This is a genomic window from Actinomyces sp. zg296 (genome assembly GCF_009829695.1).
Lineage (GTDB): Bacteria > Actinomycetota > Actinomycetes > Actinomycetales > Actinomycetaceae > Actinomyces > Actinomyces marmotae.
The window spans coordinates 59,362-79,068 of the sequence record NZ_VWPG01000011.1 but is presented as its reverse complement, the minus strand read 5'-3'; the positions used below and the strand labels follow the sequence as shown (position 1 = coordinate 79,068).

General features: G+C 72.0%; 16 protein-coding genes and 1 pseudogene. 14 read left to right on the top strand and 3 right to left on the bottom strand.

Going from position 1 to position 19,707, the window contains the following annotated elements; translation table 11 throughout:
* The 5 genes and pseudogenes from infB to GVV76_RS09020 form a co-directional block, all read left to right on the top strand.
* On the top strand, positions 1 to 2,042 hold a 2,042-nt coding region (gene infB, locus GVV76_RS09040), incomplete at its 5' end, for a translation initiation factor IF-2 (protein WP_159626524.1).
* A 200-nt stretch (positions 2,043 to 2,242) separates the two neighbouring features.
* Entirely contained in the window at positions 2,243 to 3,256 is a 1,014-nt protein-coding gene (locus GVV76_RS09035) for an NADP-dependent oxidoreductase (RefSeq protein WP_236263356.1), read from the top strand.
* Between the two features lie 222 nt (positions 3,257 to 3,478).
* Entirely contained in the window at positions 3,479 to 5,821 is a 2,343-nt protein-coding gene (locus GVV76_RS09030) for a nitric-oxide reductase large subunit (RefSeq protein WP_159626521.1), read from the top strand.
* Positions 5,821 to 6,369, top strand: a pseudogene (locus GVV76_RS09025) (hypothetical protein); the annotation flags it as partial. The gene GVV76_RS09030 and the pseudogene GVV76_RS09025, both read left to right, overlap by 1 nt.
* A gap of 128 nt (positions 6,370 to 6,497) precedes the next feature.
* Positions 6,498 to 7,328 carry a slipin family protein gene (locus tag GVV76_RS09020; RefSeq protein ID WP_159524379.1) on the top strand — a complete coding sequence of 277 codons (831 nt, stop codon included), beginning with the start codon at positions 6,498 to 6,500 and terminating at the stop codon, positions 7,326 to 7,328.
* Here the strand turns inward: GVV76_RS09020 and rarD are convergent.
* Complete coding sequence (gene rarD, locus GVV76_RS09015) at positions 7,302 to 8,249, bottom strand: EamA family transporter RarD (RefSeq protein WP_159626519.1); 948 nt, start codon at positions 8,247 to 8,249, stop codon at positions 7,302 to 7,304. The genes GVV76_RS09020 and rarD overlap by 27 nt on opposite strands.
* Positions 8,250 to 8,412: 163 nt before the next feature.
* Between rarD and rbfA the strand changes: the two genes are divergently transcribed.
* The 3 genes from rbfA to GVV76_RS09000 are packed head-to-tail and all read left to right on the top strand — an operon-like array spanning position 8,413 to position 10,255.
* Positions 8,413 to 8,922, top strand: coding sequence for a 30S ribosome-binding factor RbfA (rbfA, locus tag GVV76_RS09010; RefSeq protein ID WP_235905630.1), 510 nt, complete (start codon positions 8,413 to 8,415; stop codon positions 8,920 to 8,922).
* Positions 8,919 to 9,992, top strand: coding sequence for a tRNA pseudouridine(55) synthase TruB (gene truB, locus GVV76_RS09005; RefSeq protein WP_159626517.1), 1,074 nt, complete (start codon positions 8,919 to 8,921; stop codon positions 9,990 to 9,992). The genes rbfA and truB overlap by 4 nt, the downstream gene beginning before the upstream one ends.
* 26 nt (positions 9,993 to 10,018) lie before the next feature.
* The gene (locus GVV76_RS09000; protein ID WP_236263354.1) at positions 10,019 to 10,255 is read left to right on the top strand and encodes a hypothetical protein; all 237 of its coding nucleotides are present in this window, start codon (positions 10,019 to 10,021) and stop codon (positions 10,253 to 10,255) included.
* 166 nt (positions 10,256 to 10,421) lie between these two features.
* Here GVV76_RS09000 and GVV76_RS08995 read toward each other — a convergent pair whose 3' ends face one another.
* A complete protein-coding gene (locus GVV76_RS08995) occupies positions 10,422 to 11,714 on the bottom strand; it encodes an MFS transporter (RefSeq protein WP_159626513.1) in 1,293 nt (430 codons plus the stop codon).
* The gene (locus GVV76_RS08990; RefSeq protein ID WP_159626511.1) at positions 11,711 to 12,346 is read right to left on the bottom strand and encodes a TetR/AcrR family transcriptional regulator; all 636 of its coding nucleotides are present in this window, start codon (positions 12,344 to 12,346) and stop codon (positions 11,711 to 11,713) included. The genes GVV76_RS08995 and GVV76_RS08990 overlap by 4 nt, the downstream gene beginning before the upstream one ends.
* A 251-nt stretch (positions 12,347 to 12,597) precedes the next feature.
* On the opposite strand from GVV76_RS08990, the gene GVV76_RS08985 reads away from it, so the two are divergent.
* The 6 genes from GVV76_RS08985 (at position 12,598) to dapB (ending at position 19,568) form a co-directional block, all read left to right on the top strand.
* Positions 12,598 to 13,623, top strand: coding sequence for a bifunctional riboflavin kinase/FAD synthetase (locus GVV76_RS08985; RefSeq protein WP_159626534.1), 1,026 nt, complete (start codon positions 12,598 to 12,600; stop codon positions 13,621 to 13,623).
* A gap of 170 nt (positions 13,624 to 13,793) precedes the next feature.
* Positions 13,794 to 14,063 carry a 30S ribosomal protein S15 gene (gene rpsO / locus GVV76_RS08980; protein WP_017176975.1) on the top strand — a complete coding sequence of 90 codons (270 nt, stop codon included), beginning with the start codon at positions 13,794 to 13,796 and terminating at the stop codon, positions 14,061 to 14,063.
* 171 nt (positions 14,064 to 14,234) lie between these two features.
* Positions 14,235 to 14,732 (top strand): fibronectin type III-like domain-contianing protein, encoded by a 498-nt coding sequence (locus GVV76_RS10475; protein ID WP_236263352.1) that lies wholly within the window; start codon positions 14,235 to 14,237, stop codon positions 14,730 to 14,732.
* 135 nt (positions 14,733 to 14,867) lie between these two features.
* Positions 14,868 to 17,273: a polyribonucleotide nucleotidyltransferase gene (locus GVV76_RS08970; protein WP_159626509.1), complete on the top strand. Its 2,406-nt coding sequence runs from the start codon at positions 14,868 to 14,870 to the stop codon at positions 17,271 to 17,273.
* Positions 17,274 to 17,401: 128 nt separating this feature from the next.
* Positions 17,402 to 18,760, top strand: a complete 1,359-nt coding sequence (locus GVV76_RS08965; protein ID WP_159626532.1) for a M16 family metallopeptidase — start codon at positions 17,402 to 17,404, stop codon at positions 18,758 to 18,760.
* A 67-nt stretch (positions 18,761 to 18,827) separates the two neighbouring features.
* Complete coding sequence (gene dapB / locus GVV76_RS08960; protein WP_159626507.1) at positions 18,828 to 19,568, top strand: 4-hydroxy-tetrahydrodipicolinate reductase; 741 nt, start codon at positions 18,828 to 18,830, stop codon at positions 19,566 to 19,568.
* Positions 19,569 to 19,707: the final 139 nt, after the last annotated feature.

Below are 19,707 nucleotides of genomic sequence, written 5' to 3'. Positions count from 1 at the left end.
GCCGCGGAGGCTCCGGAGGCGGTCGCGGGTCTCGTCCTGGCGGCGGCGGCCGTCCCGGTGGTGGCGGCGGCTTCGGCGGCGGCCCCCGCGGGGGCCGCGGCGGTCGCGGCTCCACGCAGGGCGCCTTCGGGCGCGGTGGCGGCGCCCCCCGCGGGCGCAAGTCCAAGCGGGCCAAGCGCCAGGAGTTCGAGCAGCAGAGTGCGCCGTCGCTCGGCGGCGTCATTGTCCCGCGCGGCGATGGCTCCACCGTGGTGCGCGTGCGCCAGGGCGCCACGCTGACCGACCTCGCTGAGAAGATCAACGCCAACCCGGCGGCCCTGGTCACCGTCCTGTTCCACCTGGGGGAGATGGCCACGGCCACCCAGTCTCTCGATGAGGACACCTTCGGCCTGCTGGGCGCCGAGCTCGGCTACGACGTCCAGATCGTCTCCCCGGAGGACGAGGACCGCGAGCTCCTGGGCTCCTTCGACATCGACCTGGAGGCCGAGGAGGCCGGCTGGGACGACGAGGACATGGCCCCCCGCCCGCCCGTGGTCACCGTCATGGGCCACGTCGACCACGGTAAGACCAAGCTCCTGGACGCCATCCGCTCCACGGACGTCGTGGCGGACGAGGCTGGCGGCATCACGCAGTCGATCGGCGCCTACCAGGTGCACGTCCCCGTGGGCGGCGAGACCCGTCCGATCACCTTCATCGACACCCCCGGTCACGAGGCCTTCACGGCCATGCGCGCCCGCGGTGCCGAGGTCACGGACATCGCGATCCTCGTCGTCGCCGCGGATGACGGCGTCATGCCGCAGACCGTTGAGGCCCTCAACCACGCCCAGGCCGCGAACGTGCCGATCGTGGTGGCCGTCAACAAGATCGACAAGGAGGGCGCGAACTCGGACAAGATCCGCGGCCAACTCACCGAGTACGGCCTTGTGCCCGAAGAGTACGGCGGCGACACCATGTTCGTCGACATCTCCGCCAAGCAGCGCCTCCACATCGACGAGCTCCTTGAGGCCGTGGTCCTCACCGCTGACGCGGCCCTGGACCTGCGCGCCAACCCGAGCGCGGACGCGCGCGGCGTGACGGTCGAGGCCAAGCTCGACAAGGGCCGCGGCGCCGTCACCACGGTGCTCGTCCAGCAGGGCACCCTGCGCGTGGGAGACCCGATCGTGGCCGGCTCGTCCTACGGGCGCGTGCGCGCCATGTTCAACGAGCACGGGGAGAACCTCGACGAGGCCGGGCCCGCCCGCCCGGCCCTGGTCCTGGGGCTCACGAGCGTGCCCAGCGCGGGCGACTCCTTCATCGTCGCCCCCGACGACCGCACCGCCCGGCAGATCGCCGACAAGCGCGAGGCCGCCGAGCGCGCCGCCCTCCTGGCCAAGCGCCGCAAGCGCGTGTCCCTGGAGAACCTCTCCGACGTCCTCAAGGCCGGGAAGGTCGACACCCTTAACCTCATCCTCAAGGGTGACAGTTCGGGCGCCGTCGAGGCCCTGGAAGACTCGCTGCTCAAGATCGACGTCGGCGAGGAGGTCGCCCTGCGCGTCATCCACCGCGGCGTCGGTGCCATCACGCAGAACGATGTCAACCTCGCGACGGTCGACTCGGCGGTCATCATCGGCTTCAACGTCCGCCCCGCCGAGCGCGTGGCGGAGTTGGCCGACCGCGAGGGCGTCGACATGAAGTTCTACTCGGTGATCTACAACGCGATCGAGGACGTCGAGGCCGCCATGAAGGGCATGCTCAAGCCCATCTACGAGGAGGTCGAGCTCGGCACCGCGGAGATTCGCCAGGTCTTCCACTCCTCGAAGTTCGGCTCGATCGCCGGCTCGATCGTCCGCTCGGGCACCATCAAGCGCGGGGCCAAGGCCCGCCTGGTGCGCGACGGCGTTGTCGTGGGCGGCGACCTCGCCGTCGAGACCCTGCGCCGTGAGAAGGACGACGTCACCGAGGTCCGAGAGGGCTACGAGTGCGGTATCAACCTGGGCTTCAAGGACATCGCCGAGGGCGACGTCATCGAGACCTGGGAGCTGCGCGAGAAGCCCCGCTCCTGAGCGCTCCTGAGCAACGGCGGCCGGTCACCCCCGTGGGGTGGCCGGCCGCCGCCGGCAGGGGCGGTGAGGCGGCTCATGCGGGTCGCCGACGAACTCCCCCCCGATCCCGGAGCCGCCCCCTTCCGCCGACCACCACCGCATCCACACAGCATCCGGCCGCCGAGCGCTCAGCGCGCACGGCCCCAGACGGGAGCCGCACCATGATGAGAGCCGCCGTTCAGACCTCCTACGACGCGAAGAATCCCCACCTGGAGATCACGCGGGTCCGCCGACCCGAGATCGGCCCGCACCAGGCCCTGATCAAGGTCACCGCCGCCGGGGTCAACCCGCTCGACATCATGATTGCCCGAGGCGAGGTCCGCCTCATCACCCCCTACGCCCTGCCACTGGTCGCCGGCAACGAAGTGGTCGGGATCGTCGAGCAGGTCGGCTCGACAGCGCGCTCCCTGGAACCGGGGCAGCGCGTCTTCTCGCGCCTCCCCCTGGGCTCCATCGGCGCCTTCGCCGAGTACGTCGCCGTTGACGCCGACGCGCTGGCGGTGGTCCCCGAGCACCTCAGTGACGAGGAGGCCGCCGCCGTGCCCCTGACGGCCCTCACAGCCGTTCAGGCGCTTGATCTCATGGGCGCCACCACCGCGGGGACGATCTTCATCTCGGGCGGTACCGGCTCGGTGGGCGCGATGGCGATCCCGATCGCCAAGTCCAGGGGCCTGACCGTGGTGACCAACGGCAGCGCCCCCAACCGGGAGCGGGTCCTCTCCCTGGGCGCGGACCGCTTCCTCGACTACCGCGCCGAGGACTACGCGCGGGTCCTCAGCGGCATTGACTACGTCCTGGATACCCTCGGGGGTGAGGAGACCCTTCGGCAGATGGGCGTCATGAGGCGCGGTGGCCACATCGTCTCCCTGCGCGGCCTGCCCAACGGCGCCTTCGCCTCACGGATGGGGATGCCGGCCTGGAAGCGGGCCCTCTTCACGGCGGCCGGATGGCGCCTGGACCGCGCCGCCCGCGGATACGGGGTCCGCTACGACTTCATCTTCGTCGAATCCGACGGGGCGCGGCTCCAGGAGGTCGCCGACCTCCTGTCGACTCGGCGGATCGCCCCGTCCGTCGACGAGGTGTTCCCCTTCGAAGAGGTCAGCGCCGCTCTGGACAAGGTGGCCAACGGCCACTCGCGCGGCAAGACCGTCCTGAGAATGACGGCGCGGCGCTGACCAGCGCGATCCCGCCCACCCCTGAACGATGGGCCACGTGCGATGCCGAGTCCTCGGCGTCATCCATCGGCCAGGCGCGGCTCCTGGGCGGGGTATGTAGCGCTGATTGATCGCTTTTTCCCGGAGACGGTATTGTCACGCCTTCAGCCGTGACATTCTGGAGCAGTCGAGGTGACGGCCTGTCATGCCGCCCCGCCTGTCACATATCTCTGGAGGTCCGCCATGCCGTCTCCCATGAGCAGCGAGGGGACGGGCGCGCGCCGCGCCCGGATCATTGGGAAGGGATGGATCCAGGGCGTCGCCCTGGTCATGCTCTTCGGCTTCACAGTCATGGGCCTGCTGGCCTACCGCACGTACACCGACTCCATGCCCCAGCCCAGCAGGGTCGTGGCGGAGGCCGGCACCGTCGTCTTCACCTCTGAGGACATCACCGCCGGCCAACAGCTCTTCCAATCGCGCGGGCTCATGGAATACGGCTCCATCGTCGGGCACGGCGGCTACCTCGGCCCGGACTTCACCGCCGAGTACCTGCGCATGGAGGCCGACTCGGTGAGCACCCAACTGACCGCCGCGGGCAACGGGGATCCCGCGACCGCCACCAAGGACATGCTGCGCGCCAACCGCTACGACGCCGCCAGCGGTGACCTCGTGTGGACCCCCGAGCAGGTGACCGCCTACGAGCGGGCGGTGGAGCACTACACCGCCATGTTCGGCCCCGACGCCGCCGCCAACGGCCTCAAGCCCGACCTCATCACCGACCCCGCCCAGGTGCGCCAGGTGACCGCCTTCATCGGTTGGACGGCCTGGGCCGCGGCGGCCGAGCGTCCCGGGCACGACTACTCCTACACGAACAACTGGCCCGCCGAGCCGCGCGTGGGCAACTCGCCCACGGGCGACCTCATGATCTGGTCGGTGCTCTCCCTCATCGTCCTCATCGGCGGGACCGGCGTCATGTTCGCCATCTACGGGCGCTGGAGCCGGAGGATCGGCTGGCACTCCGAGGAGGCGCCCGCCCTGTCCTTCCGCCAGCCCGGCGAGGTGGGCCTGACCGGATCGCAGAGAGTCGTCGCCTGGTTCATCCTCACCATCGCGGTCCTCTTCCTCGTCCAGACCCTCGTGGGGGCCCTGGCCGAGCACTACCGGGCGGACGCGCTGAGCTTCTTCGGATTCGACATGGGCCGCTACATCCCCTTCTCCCTGGCCCGCACCTGGCACGTCCAGCTCTCCCTGTTCTGGACGGCCCTCGGGCTGCTCGGTGCGGGTCTTTTCCTCGCCCCCTTCATCGCCCGGCGCGAGCCCAAGAGGCAGCACGCGCTTGTCTGGGTGCTGCTTGTGGCCGCCGCGGCCGTCGTCGTCCTGTCCTGCCTGGCCGAGGCCGCCAGCCAGCACGGGGTGAGCTGGGCCAAGGGGCCGCTGTTCGCCCAGCAGTGGGAGTACCTCGATCTTCCCTTCGTCTTCCAGGTGCTGCTCACCGCAGCCCTTTTCATCTGGGTGGCCATCATCTGGCGCTCGATGCGGGGCCGGCTGCGCAACGAGCACGTGGCGAACATGCCCTGGCTGTTCATGTTCGCGGCCCTGGCCATCCCCGCCTTCTACGCCGTCGGCATGATGGCCCGCACTGGCACCCATGTCACCGTCGCCGAGTTCTGGCGCTTCTGGGTGGTCCACCTGTGGGTCGAGGACTTCCTCGAACTATTCACCACCGTCATGGTCGCCTACGTCTTCGTGCTGCTGGGTGTCGTGCGCGAGCGGATCGCCCTGGGCATCATCTTCATGGACATCATCCTCTACTCCGCGGGCGGGGTCATCGGGACGATGCACCACCTGTACTTCTCAGGCACCCCCGTGGAGCACATGGCGCTGGGCGCCTTCTTCTCCGCCGCCGAGGTCATCCCGCTGACCTTCCTCACCGTGGAGGCCTGGGCCTTCATGCAGCTCGGGGCCAATCGCCACGGCAAGGACGCCAAGCCCTTCCCGCACCGCTGGGCCGTCATGTTCCTCGTCGCCGTCGGCTTCTGGAACTTCCTCGGCGCCGGCGTCTTCGGCTTCCTCGTCAACCTGCCGATCGTCTCCTACTACGAGATCGGCACCGCGCTGACCGCCAACCACGCGCACGCCTCCATGATGGGCGTCTACGGCTTCATGGCCCTGGGACTGGGCATGTTCGCCCTGCGCTACCTCATCCCGAAGGAGAAATGGCCAGAGCGCCTGGCGAGGACCTCCTTCTGGAGCCTCAACATCGGACTGGCCTGGATGTGCTTCGCCACCCTCCTGCCACTGGGCATCCTCCAGTTGCGCTACTCGGTGGGCACCGGCTACTACGAGGCCCGCCAACTCACCTACATCACCGACACGGTCAACACGATCATCGAGTGGGGGCGCATGCCCGGCGACCTCATCTTCATCCTCGGCGGGGTCCTGCCCTACCTCCGCATCGCCTTGCTCGGGGCGCGGCACTGGCGTCAGGGACGCACCGTGGAGTCCTTTGAGGATGACGCGCTCTACGAGGAGCTCGACACCCGGCGCCAGTCATGGCGCGGCGAGCGCGCGGAGCTGAGCGACTGATGGCCCCGCCCGATGTGAGCGCCTGGCTCGTGGCCGGCTATGCGCTTCTCATGCTGGGCGTGGCGTGGGCCGTGGACGTCCTCGGTTCGCGCAGCGCCCGGCGCTCGCTGAACTGGCGGCACGCGGACTTCCTCTACCACGACGACGTCGACGGCTGGCGCTGCCACGAGGACCAGTGGCTGTGGCCCACGGCCTTCGACCCGGACAAGCGGGTCATCCGCTACGAGGGCGCGCACGCGATCTGCGGGCGCTGCCCGGCGAAGAGCACGTGCTCACCCACACCCGGCCCCCGGGAGATCACCAGGCCCGTGGACCCCTGGCCCTACTCCGAGGCCGGGCGCTTCCACCGGGGCCTGGCCCTCGTCATCGCCATGGCCGGCACCTTCCTGTGCCTGAGCATGACCCTGCTCCTCCACAGCCCCGGCGACCTCATCGTCCTGGGAACGGCCCTGGCCATCATGGCGGCGGGCTCCTTGCCGCTGGCCCGCCATCTGTGGTCCACCCCTGACGGCGCCCCCGAGCACCTGCCCCATATCGGCGCCGAGGAACTGGCCGCCACGATCCCCGGGGCCGGCGCGGGCCGGGGGACCGGCGCTAGGGGCAGGGCCGGCCTCGGAGCCGGAAGCCACTCCATGGCGGGCTGGTCCCGCCTGCCCACCAGGAAGGACACCACCGCATGACCACCCCGATGATCGCCGCGCTCTGCGCGGTCATCCTCCTCGTCCTGCTCCTGTCCCTGTCGCTCAAGACCGTCTCCCAGTACGAGCGGGGCATCGTCTTCCGCCTGGGGCGCCTGCGCCCCGTCTACGAGCCGGGGCTGCATCTCGTCATCCCCCTCGTGGAGCGCATGCAGAAGGTGGACACGCGCGTGGTGACCCTGACGATCCCGCCCCAGGAGGTCATCACCGAGGACAACGTGCCCGCCAGGGTCAACGCCGTCGTCCTGTTCAACGTGATCGACCCGGTCAAGGCCGTCATGGAGGTGGAGAACTACGCCATTGCGACTTCCCAGATCGCCCAGACGACCCTGCGCTCCGTGCTCGGGCGGGTCGACCTCGACACCGTCCTGGCGCACCGCTCGGCCCTCAACGCCGACCTGCGCGACATCATCGAGGGCCAGACCCGTCCCTGGGGTGTGGATGTGAGCGTCGTCGAGATCAAGGACGTGGAGATCCCCGAGCAGATGCAGCGCGCGATGGCCCGGGGCGCCGAGGCCGAGCGGGAGCGGCGGGCCAAGGTCATCAGTGCCCGCGGCGAGCTCCAGGCCTCTGAGGAACTGCGCCAGGCCGCGGACACCCTCTCGCGCTCACCCGCCTCGCTCCAACTGCGCTACCTCCAGACCCTCCTAGAGCTGGGCGCCGACCAGAACTCCACCGTGGTCTTCCCCCTGCCCATGGACCTCATCGGACCGCTCCTGGACAGGTACGCGCCCGCTGGCGGCGCCGGGTCCGACGGGCGGGCGCGTGGGGACGACGGCGGCTCAGCGCTGCCGCCCTCCCAGGCCTGAGGGGCGCCGCGAGACCTGGCGCACCAGGTCGGCGACGAACACGGCGACCGCCGCCCACACCAGCGCCATGGCCGCCCAGCGCGCGCCGGAGATCTCCTCGTGGAACACCAGCCACGCCAGGAGGAATTGGAGGATCGGCCCCAGGTACTGCGCCATGCCGATCGTCGTGAGGGCCACCCGGCGCGCGCCCGCGGCAAAGAGCAGGAGGGGGACGGCGGTCACGGGCCCCGCTATTAGGAGCAGTGCCCCGATGCTCGGCGAGGCCTGCGCGCCCTGGAAGACCGTCCGGCCCTGGGCGGCGAGGCAGCCCAGGTAGGCGGCGGCGAGCGGCGCCACGGCCAGGGATTCCACGGTGAGCCCCGTCAGGGCGTCCACATGCGCCCCGGAGCGCTTCTTCGCCAAGCCGTAGAGCCCGAAACTCCCCGCCAGCCCGAGGCTCACCCACGGCAGCGCCCCCTGGGCGACGACGAGCACGAGCACGCCGATCCCCGCCAGGGCCAGCGCCGCCAGCTGGAGCCGGCGCAGGCGCTCCCCGAGGAAGAGCGCCGCCAGCGCCACGGTGACGAGCGGGTTGATGAAGTAGCCCAGGGCGGCGTCGGCCGTGCGCCCCGAGTTCACGCCATAGACGTAGATGAGCCAATTGAGGGTGACGATAAGGCCTGAGACCACGAGGGATCCGGCCAGCCGGGGCGTGGTCAGCGCGGCGCGCAGCCGGCCCCAGCGGCGCATCAGGGCCACGGCGATGAGGCAGGTGGACAGCGTCCACAGGACCCGGTGCCCGATGATCTCCAGGCTGCCGGCGGCGGCCAGCAGGCGGAAGTACAGCGGGAACATGCCCCACAGCAGGTAGCAGCCGAGCACCATCGTCAGGCCGGAGGCGGCCGGGGCGGGGGGACGGGCGGGGGAGGGGGGAGTGCTCATGCGGTGCTCATCGTGCGCTCATGGCGTGGTTGGCCTGGCTTTCGTGCCTCGCGGGAGGCGGGCCCGATACTATCGGCGCGCCGGGCGCCCCGCTCGGATGACTCACCGCCCCGCATCGACCCGCATGCCGTGTCAATCCGCATGCCGGATGAAGGAGAGCCCCATGGCCGACTCCGCCCGCGCCCGCAAGGTCGCCGACCGCATCCATGAGACCGTGGCCCGCCTCCTCCAGGGCCGCATCAAGGACCCCCGCCTGGGGTTCATCACCATCACCGACGTCCGCGTCACCGGCGACCTGCAGCAGGCCACCGTCTTCTACACCGTCTACGGCTCCGACGAGGAGCGCAGGGACACCGCCGCCGCGTTGCGCTCGGCCACCGGCCTCATCCGCTCCGAGGTGGGCCGCGCGCTCGGCATCCGGCTCACCCCCACGATCGCCTTCCAACTCGATGCCCTGCCGACGACGGCCAAGTCCATCGAGGACGCCCTCGCCCAGGCCCGTGCCAACGATGAGCGGATCGCCCGCGCCGCCGAGGGCGCCGCCTACGCCGGGGACGCCGACCCCTACCGGCACGACGATGAGGAGGGCGCTGAGGACCCCGCCGAGGGGCCTGACGATGGGCCCGCCCCCGGGGGCGCCGGGGCGCAGGGCGCGGCGGCGGCCGAGCGGTGAGCCGCCCCCGGGTCGCCCGCGGCGCCGTCACCGCCGACGACGGCCTCCTCCTCATCGACAAGCCCGCCGGCGTCACGAGCCACGACGTCGTCGCCGCCGCGCGCCGCATGGGCGCCACCCGCAAGGTCGGCCACGCCGGCACCCTCGACCCCATGGCCACCGGCCTGCTCATCCTCGGCGTCGGCCGCGCCACCCGCTTCCTGACCCACCTCGTGGGCGCGGACAAGACCTACGAGGCGACCGTGCGCCTGGGCCAGGAGACCCTCACCGAGGACGCCGAGGGTGAGCCCACCGCCTGGCGGGGCTGCCCGGCGCCCGCGGACGAGGCGCGGCGAGCCGATCTCAACGGGCGCCTCGACGCCGCGCTGGCCGGCTTGACCGGCCCGATCATGCAGGTCCCCAGCGCCGTCTCCGCCATCAAGGTCAACGGCGTGCGCTCCTACAAGCGCGTGCGCGACGGCGAGGAGGTCGCCTTGGCGGCGCGCCCCGTCACCATCCACGCGATCACCCCCCTCGGGGCCCTGCGCCCGGGAGCCGTGGAGGGCCCGGCGGGCCAGGAGGTGCCCGTCGTCGACCTCGACCTGCGCGTGACCTGCTCCTCGGGGACCTATGTCCGCGCCCTGGCGCGCGATCTCGGCGAGGCCCTGGGCTGCGGCGCGCACCTGACCGCCCTGCGCCGCACCCGCGTCGGCCCCTTCGACGTGGCCGAGGCACTCTGCCTGGACCGGGCCAGCGCCCAGGTGGAGGCCGGCGCTGGCGACGACCCGCCATCGGGGCTGCGCACGCTGCCCCTGGCCGAGGCCGGGCGGCGCTGCTTCCCCGCCGTCGACCTCAGCCGCGATGAGGCTCGCGCGCTCCGCCACGGGCAGGCACTGCCCCAGGCGGTGCTGGACCGCGAGGGCCCCGCGCCCAGGCGCTCCTCAGTCGCGGAAGCGGCGCGGGCCGCCGGTGGCGAGCACCGCGCGGGGCACGGCATCGTCGCCGGGTTCGATCCCGACGGCGTCCTCGTGGCACTGTTGATCCGAGAGAGTGGGCGGGCCCGGCCGGCCCTCGTCCTCTCACCAGCATGATGAGCCCCGGCGAAGGGAGTATGACGATGAGCGGATGCGGCTGCGGAGGAAGCGCGTGCGGCGGCCCCGGCGCGGAGCCCGCCGAGGCCGGTCGCGCCCCGGCCCCCCAGGTGGTCCAGCCCATGGCCGCCCAGGCCGGGGGCGCCGCGAGTCCCGGGGGCGTGGTCCCCGGCCGCAAGGCCGGCAACATCCTGGGCCTGCGCGCCGTGAGCACCGCACCGGCCCCCTCTGGTGGCTGCGGCTGCGGGAACCACGGGCACTGAGGACCCGCGTGGCCGCAGTGCCTTGAAGCGACGGCGCGGGGGAGAGGGCGGGGGCCCGCTCCCTCCCCGGGCAGCGCGGCTGGCGCGCGGGTCGGCCTTATCGTGGCGGTGGCCAGCGCGATGAGCGCCGTCAGGGTCACGGCGGCGCCGCGCGCCAGATCGGCTCTCAGGAGTCTGCGGAGGCTGCCGCGCCCTCCTTCGATGACTCGGTGGGGGAGGCGGGCGCCGCTCGCGGGTCCCACCGCGCCCGCGCGGCGCCCAGGAGGGCCGCGAGCGCGATCGTGAGCGCCCCGGTGGCGGTGATCGTCAGAGCGGCCCCCCTTCCCGGCCCGGAGCCGACCAGCGCCGCTGGGATCCCGCCATCGCGCACGAGGGGGGAGAAGACGTGGTCCGCCAGCGGGGCCGCGGTGGCGTAGGCCAGGAGGTAGCCCGACTGCGTGATGAGACTGATCGTGCCCCAGGCGGCGGCCTCGCTCCCGGGGTCGAGGCGCTCGCGCGCGAGGGCATCGGCGCCCGCCTGGCATAGGGCGAGCGCGGCGAAGGCGATGATCCCCGCGACGGCGACCGACCAGAGCCAGGGGCGGGCGGCCATGGCGATCATGGCGGCCCCCGTGATGGCGGTGCCCCCGGTGAGCAGGCTGGCCGGGCGGGCCCGCGTGGCGGTCGCCAGGGCGGCGCCGATCAGCAGGCCCGTGGCGCACAGCGTCTCGATGAGGCCGACTCCCGAGGCGCTCATCCATGGCAGGAGGGAGGGCTTGAACAGCACCTGCACGACCCCGATCGTGGTGGTCAGTGCGGTCATGATGATGACGAGGGCCCGCAGACGAGGCTCGTGGCGGATCTGGTGCCATCCGCCCAGGAGGCGCTCGCGGGCGGGCGCGGGCGCCTCGGCCGCCCGCGGGGGGAGGGCCCGGCGCACGGCCAGTGAGCAGGCCACGGTGAGGGCGCAGGTGGAGGCGTCGATGAGGATGATGCCGGGCAGTCCCAGGACGGGCAGGAGGAGGCCCGCCAGGGCGGGGGCGACGAGGAGTTTGGCGGCGCTCGACGCCTGGAGGAGGCCGGAGGCTCGCACGTACTGCTCGGGATCGACGAGCTCGGAGACGGAGGCCCGCAGGGCCGGCTCGGTGAGCGAGGCCATGACGGAGGACAGGGCGACGCCGACCAGCACGAGCGCCAGGCTCGGGCGGCCCGGTCGCAGCGCCGCCAGGATGACTAGCAGGCCGAGGATGGAGCCGCCGTCGCCGAGGATCATCACCAGGCGGCGGTCGTGGCGGTCGGCTAGGGCGCCCGCCACGGGGGCCAGGAGGATGAGCGGCGCCAGGGCGCATATCTGCACGGCGGCCACGGCACTGGCCGAGCCGGTGGAGGCGTAGGCCATGATCGCCAGGCCGAAGGCCGTCATCCCCGTGCCGAGCGAGGTGATGAAGGAGCCCAGGACTAGCAGGCCGAGCAGCCTCATCCCTCCGCCTCCGGGGAGGCGGGTGCGGCCGGGCCGGTCAGGGCCCCGGGGGCGGTGGACAGGAGGGCCTCCGCGGCCAGCAGGACGCCGGCCATGCGCCGGGGGGCCTGGTCGGCCTCGCCTGTGAAGATGCCCTCGTCGACGAGCATGGCCCCACTGGTCAGCAGGATCTCGATGGTGGTGCGCGGGTCCGAGCAGGTGAAGGAGCCCTCGGCGATCCCGTCCTCCACGACCCCCACCAGGATCGGTGTGAGCGCGCGGATCGTGGTGACCAGCGACAGGAGGTGGAAATGCGTGTTGGCAGCGTCGTGGAGGCCGTCGATCAGCGCGGCCGCATCGCCCTTGACCCTCATAGCGCCGATGACCGCCATGAACCGCCGCGGCGCCGGGAGGCCGCTCGCCGCCGCCTGGGCGGCGCGCTCGGCGATCAGCGCGGCCGTGCGCTCGATCAGGGCGCTCAGGATCGCATCCTTGCTGGTGAAGTGGTAGTAGAGCGTGCCCTTGGCGATGCCCACCGCGTCCAGGATGTCGCCGGTGGTGGTGGCGCTCACCCCCTTGGCGGCGAACAGGCGCTCGGCGGCGTCGAGGATCTCCTCACGGCGCTCGGCCGCGGGCTTGCTGACACGGGGCATGAGACCGGTCTCCTCCCGGGAGGGCTCTGGGCCGATTCGCATCGACCGACCGTCGGTCGGTAGTGTATGAGTGAGGATGGCCCAGCGCAACCCCCTCCCGCCCGGGTGCCGCTCGGCGAGCGCCGGTCCCCCCTCCTGGTTCGCGCCGCCGTCGTCTCCGTGGCAGGGTTGCCCCAGTCATGCAGGCCGACCCGGCGGGGCCGCCCACCCGCGGGCGCCCGTCGGCCATGAGAAGAGCAGGATCGCACCCGGTGGAGATCTGGTACGGCGCCGAGCAGGTGCCCGAGTCGCCACGCGCCCCCAGTGGCGCCGCTTGCGCTGGAAGCGCCGTGACCGTCGGGGTCTTCGACGGCGTCCACCGCGGCCACCAGCGGATCCTCGCCCGCGTCGTCGAGCGCGCCCGCGCCCTGGGGCCCGGCTGCCTCGCCGTCGCCGTCACCTTCGACCCGCACCCCCTGACCGTCCACCGCCCCGGGATCGATCTGGCGATGATCGCCTCCCTGCCCGACCGCCTGGAGGCCATGGCCGCCACCGGCCTGGACGCGGTCCTCGTCATCCCCTACACCCTGGGCTTCGCTGACCAGTCTCCCGAGGGTTTCGTGCGCGACTGGCTCGAGGGGCTCCTCGGCGCGCGGGCCATCGTCGTCGGGGGCGACGTGCGATTCGGCCGGGGCAACTCCGGCGACGCCGACTCCCTGCGCGCCATCGGTGCCGCCGACGGCGTCGAGATCGAAATCGTCCCCGAGGTCCTGGCCCCCGGCGGGCGGCGGTGGTCCTCCACCTGGGCACGCGAGTGCCTCGCCGCCGGAGACGTGCGCCAAGCCGCTGAGATCCTGGGCCGGCCCCACCGCGTGCGCGGCGTCGTCATCCATGGGCTGCGGCGCGGTCGTGAGCTCGGCTTCCCCACCGCCAACCTCGACGCCGCCACCGCCGGCGTCGTGCCCCCGGACGGCGTGTACGCCGGATGGCTCGTGCGAGGGGGGCGGGGCGGTGCCCCCGAGGGCGAGCGCCTGCCCGCCGCGATCTCGATCGGCACCAACCCCACCTTTGACGATGTCCTGGCCCGCACCATCGAGGCCCACGTGCTCGGCCGGGCGGACCTCGATCTCTACGGCGAGGACGTGGCCGTGGACTTCGTGTCCCACATGCGCCCCATGCTCGCCTTCGACTCCTTGGAGCCGCTGCTGGAGCGGATGCGCCAGGACGTCATCGAGACCGCCGGCGCCCTGGGTGTCCCCGTTCCCGAGCCCGTGCGCCCGCAGGACGTCACCGCCTGAGCGCGGCCCCGCTGGCGGGGGCCGCGCCCTGTGCCCGGTCCCACAGGCCCCGGGGAGGGGAGGGGGCCGGTCTGCTGGTACTGTTGGCGCGCCGTCGATCGGCCGCGGAATCGTCATGCCCGGGTGAACATGCCCCGGCGCTCCGCGCAACGAGAAGAAGGAGCCCGCACATGTCGGTCACCCCTGAGCGCAAGTCCGAGATCATCGCCGAGTACGCCACCCATGAGGGTGACACGGGCTCCCCCGAGGTCCAGGTCGCCGTTCTCACCGAGCGCATCTCCAACCTCACCGAGCACTTCAAGACCCACACGCACGACCACCACTCGCGCCGCGGCCTCTACCTGCTCATCGGCAAGCGCCGCCGCCTCCTCGACTACCTCATGAAGGAGGACATCGAGCGCTACCGCTCGCTCATCGCCCGCCTCGGCATCCGCCGCTGAGGCCCGCGCCCGAGGTCTTCCGCCCGGCCCCGTCATCCCCCGGATGACGGGGCCGGGCGCGTTCGCGCTGATCCGGCCGCGCCCATCGCCGAGCGCGTCGAGGACCTGCTCGGGCGCCTGAACCTGGAGGAGAAGGCCGGCCAGCTCACCCAGTACTTCTACCTGCGCTCCATGAGCCCCGGGATCCCCGGGCCCGCCGGGTCTGCCGGGTCCGATGGCGCCGACGACCTCGCCGAGCAGGACCGGGACGCCCTGGCCCAGTTTGAGATGGTCGAAGGCGAGGTGCGCGCCGGGCGGGCCGGGAGCCTGCTCTTCGTGCGCAGTCCCGAGGTCATCAACGCGCTTCAGCGCATCGCCGTGGGGCAGAGCGTGACCGTGAGCGTGGACGTGGCCAACATCGGCTCTCGCGACGGCAAGGAGGTGGTCCAGTTCTACATCCACCAGCGCCACGGCACCTCCACCCGCCCTGAGCGCGAGCTCAAGGCCTTTACTCGCGTGGCCATCCCCGCCGGCCGATCCCGCGCCGTCGAGTTCGTGCTCGGCCCGGATGAGCTGTCCTATTGGTCGGCCGTCACCCGCTCGCGCGTCCAGGACGCCACCACGATCGATGTTTACGTGGGCGGCTCCAGCGCGGCCATCGCCCACACGGTCCTCGAGGTCGTGCGGTAAGGGCATCGCCCCCGCGACTTTTCTTTTTTCTTCCCCCGCAGCGCGTCTCATCTCACGTGATGGATCCGACCGCCCGAGCGGGTCCCGGCTTAGACTTTGTCTGCCATATCTTTGTGAGAAAGAGACACATCGACGATGTTCATTGATGACCCCGAGGTCACCGCCGCCGAGGCAGTGATCGACAACGGCTCCTTCGGCAAGCGCGTGATCCGCTTCGAGACCGGCCGCCTGGCCAAGCAGGCCGCGGGCAGCGCCATGGCCTACCTCGATGGCGAGACCGCCATCCTGTCCGCCACTACCGTGGGCAAGCACCCCAAGGACCAGTTCGACTTCTTCCCGCTGACCGTGGATGTCGAGGAGCGCCAGTACGCCGCCGGCCGCATCCCCGGCTCCTTCTTCCGCCGCGAGGGCCGCGCCGGCACCTCCGCCGTCCTGGCCTGCCGCCTCATCGACCGCCCCCTGCGCCCCTCCTTCGTCAAGGGCCTGCGCAACGAGGTCCAGGTCGTCGAGACCGTCCTGGCGATCCACCCGGATGACGCCTACGACGTCCTGGCGATCAACGCCGCCTCCATGTCCACCCAGATCGCGGGCCTGCCCTTCGCCGGTCCCGTGGCCGGCACCCGCCTGGCGCTCATCGACGGCCAGTGGGTGGCCTTCCCCCGCTGGTCTGAGCTTGAGCGTGCCACCTTCAACATGGTTGTGGCCGGCCGCGTCCTGGAGGATGGCGACGTCGCCATCATGATGGTCGAGGCCGGCGGCACCGAGAACATGATGGACCTCATCGCCGCCGGCGCCACCGCCCCCACCGAGGCCGTCGTCGCCGAGGCCCTGGAGGCCGCTAAGCCGCACATCAAGGCCCTGTGCGAAGCCCAGATGGAGGTCGCTCAGCACGCCTCCAAGCCCACCGCCGAGTTCCCCCTCTACCTGGACTACTCCGACGAGCAGTACGACGCCGTCGAGAAGGCCGCCCAGGCCCGCGGCCTCGCCGCCGCGATCGCCACCGAGGGCAAGCACGCCCGCGACGAGGCCATCGACGCCGTGCGCGACGCCGTCCTGGCTGACCTTGCCGATGCCTTCCCCGCCGAGGAGGACGCCAAGGCCCTCAAGGCCGCCTTCCGCTCCGTGACCAAGAAGGTCGTGCGCCACCGCACCCTCACCGAGGGCATCCGCATGGACGGCCGCGGCCTGAAGGACATCCGCACCCTGGGCGCCGAGGTCGAGGTCCTGCCCCGCGTGCACGGCTCAGCCATCTTCGAGCGCGGCGAGACTCAGATCATGGGCGTGACCACTCTCAACATGCTGCGCATGGAGCAGCAGATCGACGACCTCACGCCGATCACCCACAAGCGCTACATGCACCAGTATGTCTTCCCGCCCTTCTCCACCGGGGAGACCGGCCGCGTCGGCGCCCCCAAGCGCCGTGAGATCGGTCACGGCGCTCTCGCTGAGCGGGCCCTCGTGCCCGTCCTGCCCAGCCGCGACGACTTCCCCTACGCCATCCGGCAGGTCTCCGAGGCCCTGGGCTCCAATGGCTCGACCTCCATGGGCTCGGTGTGCGCCTCGACCCTGTCGATGTCCCAGGCCGGCGTCCCGCTGCGCGACCGCGTGGCCGGCATCGCCATGGGCCTCATGCACGAGGTCATCGACGGCGAGACCAAGTGGGCCACCCTCACCGACATCCTCGGGTCCGAGGACGCCTTCGGCGACATGGACTTCAAGGTTGCCGGCACCCGTGACTTCATCACGGCCCTCCAGCTCGACACCAAGCTCGACGGCCTGCCCTCCGAGGTCCTCGCCGGCGCGCTCGGCCAGGCCCGCGACGCCCGCTTCCACATCCTCAACCTCATCGACGAGGCCCTGGGCGACGAGCCCTTCGAGATGGCCCCCACCGCCCCGCGCGTGCTGACCGTCAAGATCCCCGTCGACAAGATCGGCGAGGTCATCGGCCCCAAGGGCAAGATGATCAACCAGATCCAGGAGGACACCGGCGCGGACCTGACGGTCGAGGACGACGGCACGATCTACATCGGCGCCACCGACGGCCCGTCCGCCGAGGCCGCCCGCGAGGCCGTCAACGCCATCGCCAACCCGCAGATGCCCGAGATCGGCGAGCGCTTCATCGGCACGGTCGTCAAGACCACGACCTTCGGTGCCTTCGTGTCCCTGTCCCCGGGCAAGGACGGCCTGCTGCACATCTCGCAGATCCGCCGGCTCGTCGGCGGCAGGCGCGTGGAGAACGTCGAGGACGTCCTGGCCGTGGGCGACAAGGTCCAGGTCGAGCTCGCCGAGATCGACCCGCGCGGCAAGCTCAGCCTGCACGCCGTCCTCAACGAGGAGCAGCAGGCCGCGGAGGACGAGGCCCGCGCCCACCGCGGTGAGCGCTCCGAGGGGTCCGAGCGCCGTGAGCGCAGGCCCCGCCGCGCCCGCGCCGCCTCCGCCGAGTCGGAGGATGCCGAGGCCGGCGACGCCGAGGGGTCCGAGCGCCGTGAGCGCCGCCCGCGCCGCCGTCGCACCCGTACCGCGGAGGCCTCCGAGGACTGATCCTCGCGCGGCGAACCGGTCCTGACGTTTCTCGCGCGGGCGGAGCATCACGCTCCGCCCGCGCGAGAAACACTTACCGGGGCGGTTAGGCTGCGCGGGTGACTGAGACGAGCACGAGCAAGACGGCCATGGGACCCAGGGCCGCGCGCAGCGGCGCCGACTACGCCGAGGTGGAGCTCATCCGCGCCAGCGCGGGAGCCCCCGGAACAGAGTTGATCCTGACCGACGACGGCGCCCGGCTGCGCCGCTCCATCCTGCCCGGGGGAGTGCGGGTCATCACCGAGCAGGTGCCCGGGCTGCGCTCGGCCGCCCTCGGCATGTGGCTCGGGGTCGGCTCGCGCGACGAGGCCCCCGGCCAGGAGGGCTCCACCCACTTCCTGGAGCACCTGTTGTTCAAGGGCACGCCAACGCGCGACGCCCGCGGCATCGCCGAGGCCTTCGACATGATCGGCGGGGAGTCCAATGCCGCCACCGCCAAGGAGCACACCTCCTACTACGCCCGCGTCCAGGGCCAGGACGCTCTGACCGCCCTGGACATCCTGGCCGACATGGTCACCTCCTCGCTCCTCGACCCCGCCGAGGTAGAGACCGAGCGCACCGTCATTGTCTCCGAGCTCGCCGACGCCGCCGACGACCCCCAGGATGTCGCGCAGGAGGCCTTCGCCCGAGCCGCCTTCGGCGAGGGCACCCCCCTGGGCCGGCCCATCGGCGGCACCCCCGCGACGGTGACCGCCGTGCCCCGCGACGCCGTGTGGGAGCACTACCGGCGCACCTACGCCTCCGACGCGCTCGTGGTGGCCGCGGCCGGCGCCGTCGACCACGACGAGATCTGCGAGCGCGTGGCCTCCGACCTTGCCTCGGCCGGCTGGGACGCCTCCGCCGACGCCGTGCCGCGCCCCCGCCGCTTCGAGACCGAGCCGATCGTCGATCTCGACGTCCACGACGTCACCATTGAGCGCGACAGCGAGCAGAGCCACCTCTACCTCACCTGCCAGGGCATCCCCGTGCGCGACGAGCGCCGCTGGGCGATGAGCGTGCTCACCACCATCCTGGGCGGGGGCATGTCCTCCCGCCTGTTCCAGGAGGTGCGCGAGAAGCGCGGCCTGGCCTACACGACCTACGCCTTCGACGTCGCCTACGCGGGCTCGGGCGCCTTCGGCATGTACGCGGGTTGCGCCCCCGGGGACACCCAGGAGGTCGCCGCCGTCATGGTGGGGGAGTTCGAGCGGCTGGCCGCCGACGGGATCACCGAGCGCGAGCTCACCCGTGCCCGGGCCCAGCTGCGCGGCTCCATGGTGCTGGGCGGCGAGGACTCGCTGGCGCGGATGGGGCGCCTGGGGCGCGGTGAGGTCGTCACGGGCCGACTGCGCTCCATGGACGAGAACCTGCGGCTCCTGGAGGCCGTTACCGCCGAGGACGTGAGAGCCCTGGCGGCCTGGCTGGCCGCCCGGACGCGCGCCCGGGTCCTCGTGGGGCCCGCTGCCTGAGGCCCAAGGGGCTGCCAACCCGCGGTCACGTCCGGCGGCGCGCGGGGCGGCTGCGTAGACTGCCAGCATGATGATTCGCGTTGCCGTTGTCGGCGCCGCCGGGCGCATGGGATCGACCGTCTGCCAGGCCGTGGAGGAGGCTGACGGCCTTGAGCTCGTCGCCCGCCTCGACGCCGGCGACACCATCAGCGCCGAGACCCTGGGCGGGGCCGATGTCGCCGTCGACTTCACCGTGCCCACCGTCACCGAGGCCAACGTCCACGCCCTCATCGACGCTGGCGTCGACGTCGTCGTCGGCACCACCGGCTGGGACGAGGAGTCCTACGCACGTGTGCGCGAGCACTTGGCCCGCCCCGAGGCCGCCGGACGCAGCGTCCTCATCGCCCCCAACTTCGCCCTCTCCGCCGTCCTCGCCATGCGCTTCGCCGCCCTGGCCGCCCCCTACTTCGAGTCCGTCGAGATCATCGAGCTGCACCACCCGAACAAGGTCGACGCCCCCTCCGGCACGGCCGTCGCCACCGCACAGGCCATCGCCGCCGCCCGCGCCGCCGCCTCACCCGATGCCACCGAGTCCGACCCCCTGGGTGCGCGCGGCGGCCTCGTTGACGGCGTGCGCGTCCACGCGGTGCGCCTGCGGGGCCTGACCGCCCACGAGGAGGTCCTGCTGGGCAACCCCGGTGAGCAGCTGACCCTGCGCACCGACTCCTTCGACCGCTCCAGCTTCATGCCCGGCGTGGTCCTGGCCGTGCGGGAGATCGGCTCCCGCGAGGGCCTGACCATCGGCCTGGGGCCCCTCATCAACCTCTGACGCGCTTCGATAGTGGCGAGGTTTGAGGATTCCTCGCCTGCGAACGGGACCTGAATGCCCGAGTTTCGAATGAGGCACCGCTTTGACCTGCGATTACGCGCGAGGTGACATCGTGTTAGAAAAAGGAATCCTCAAACCT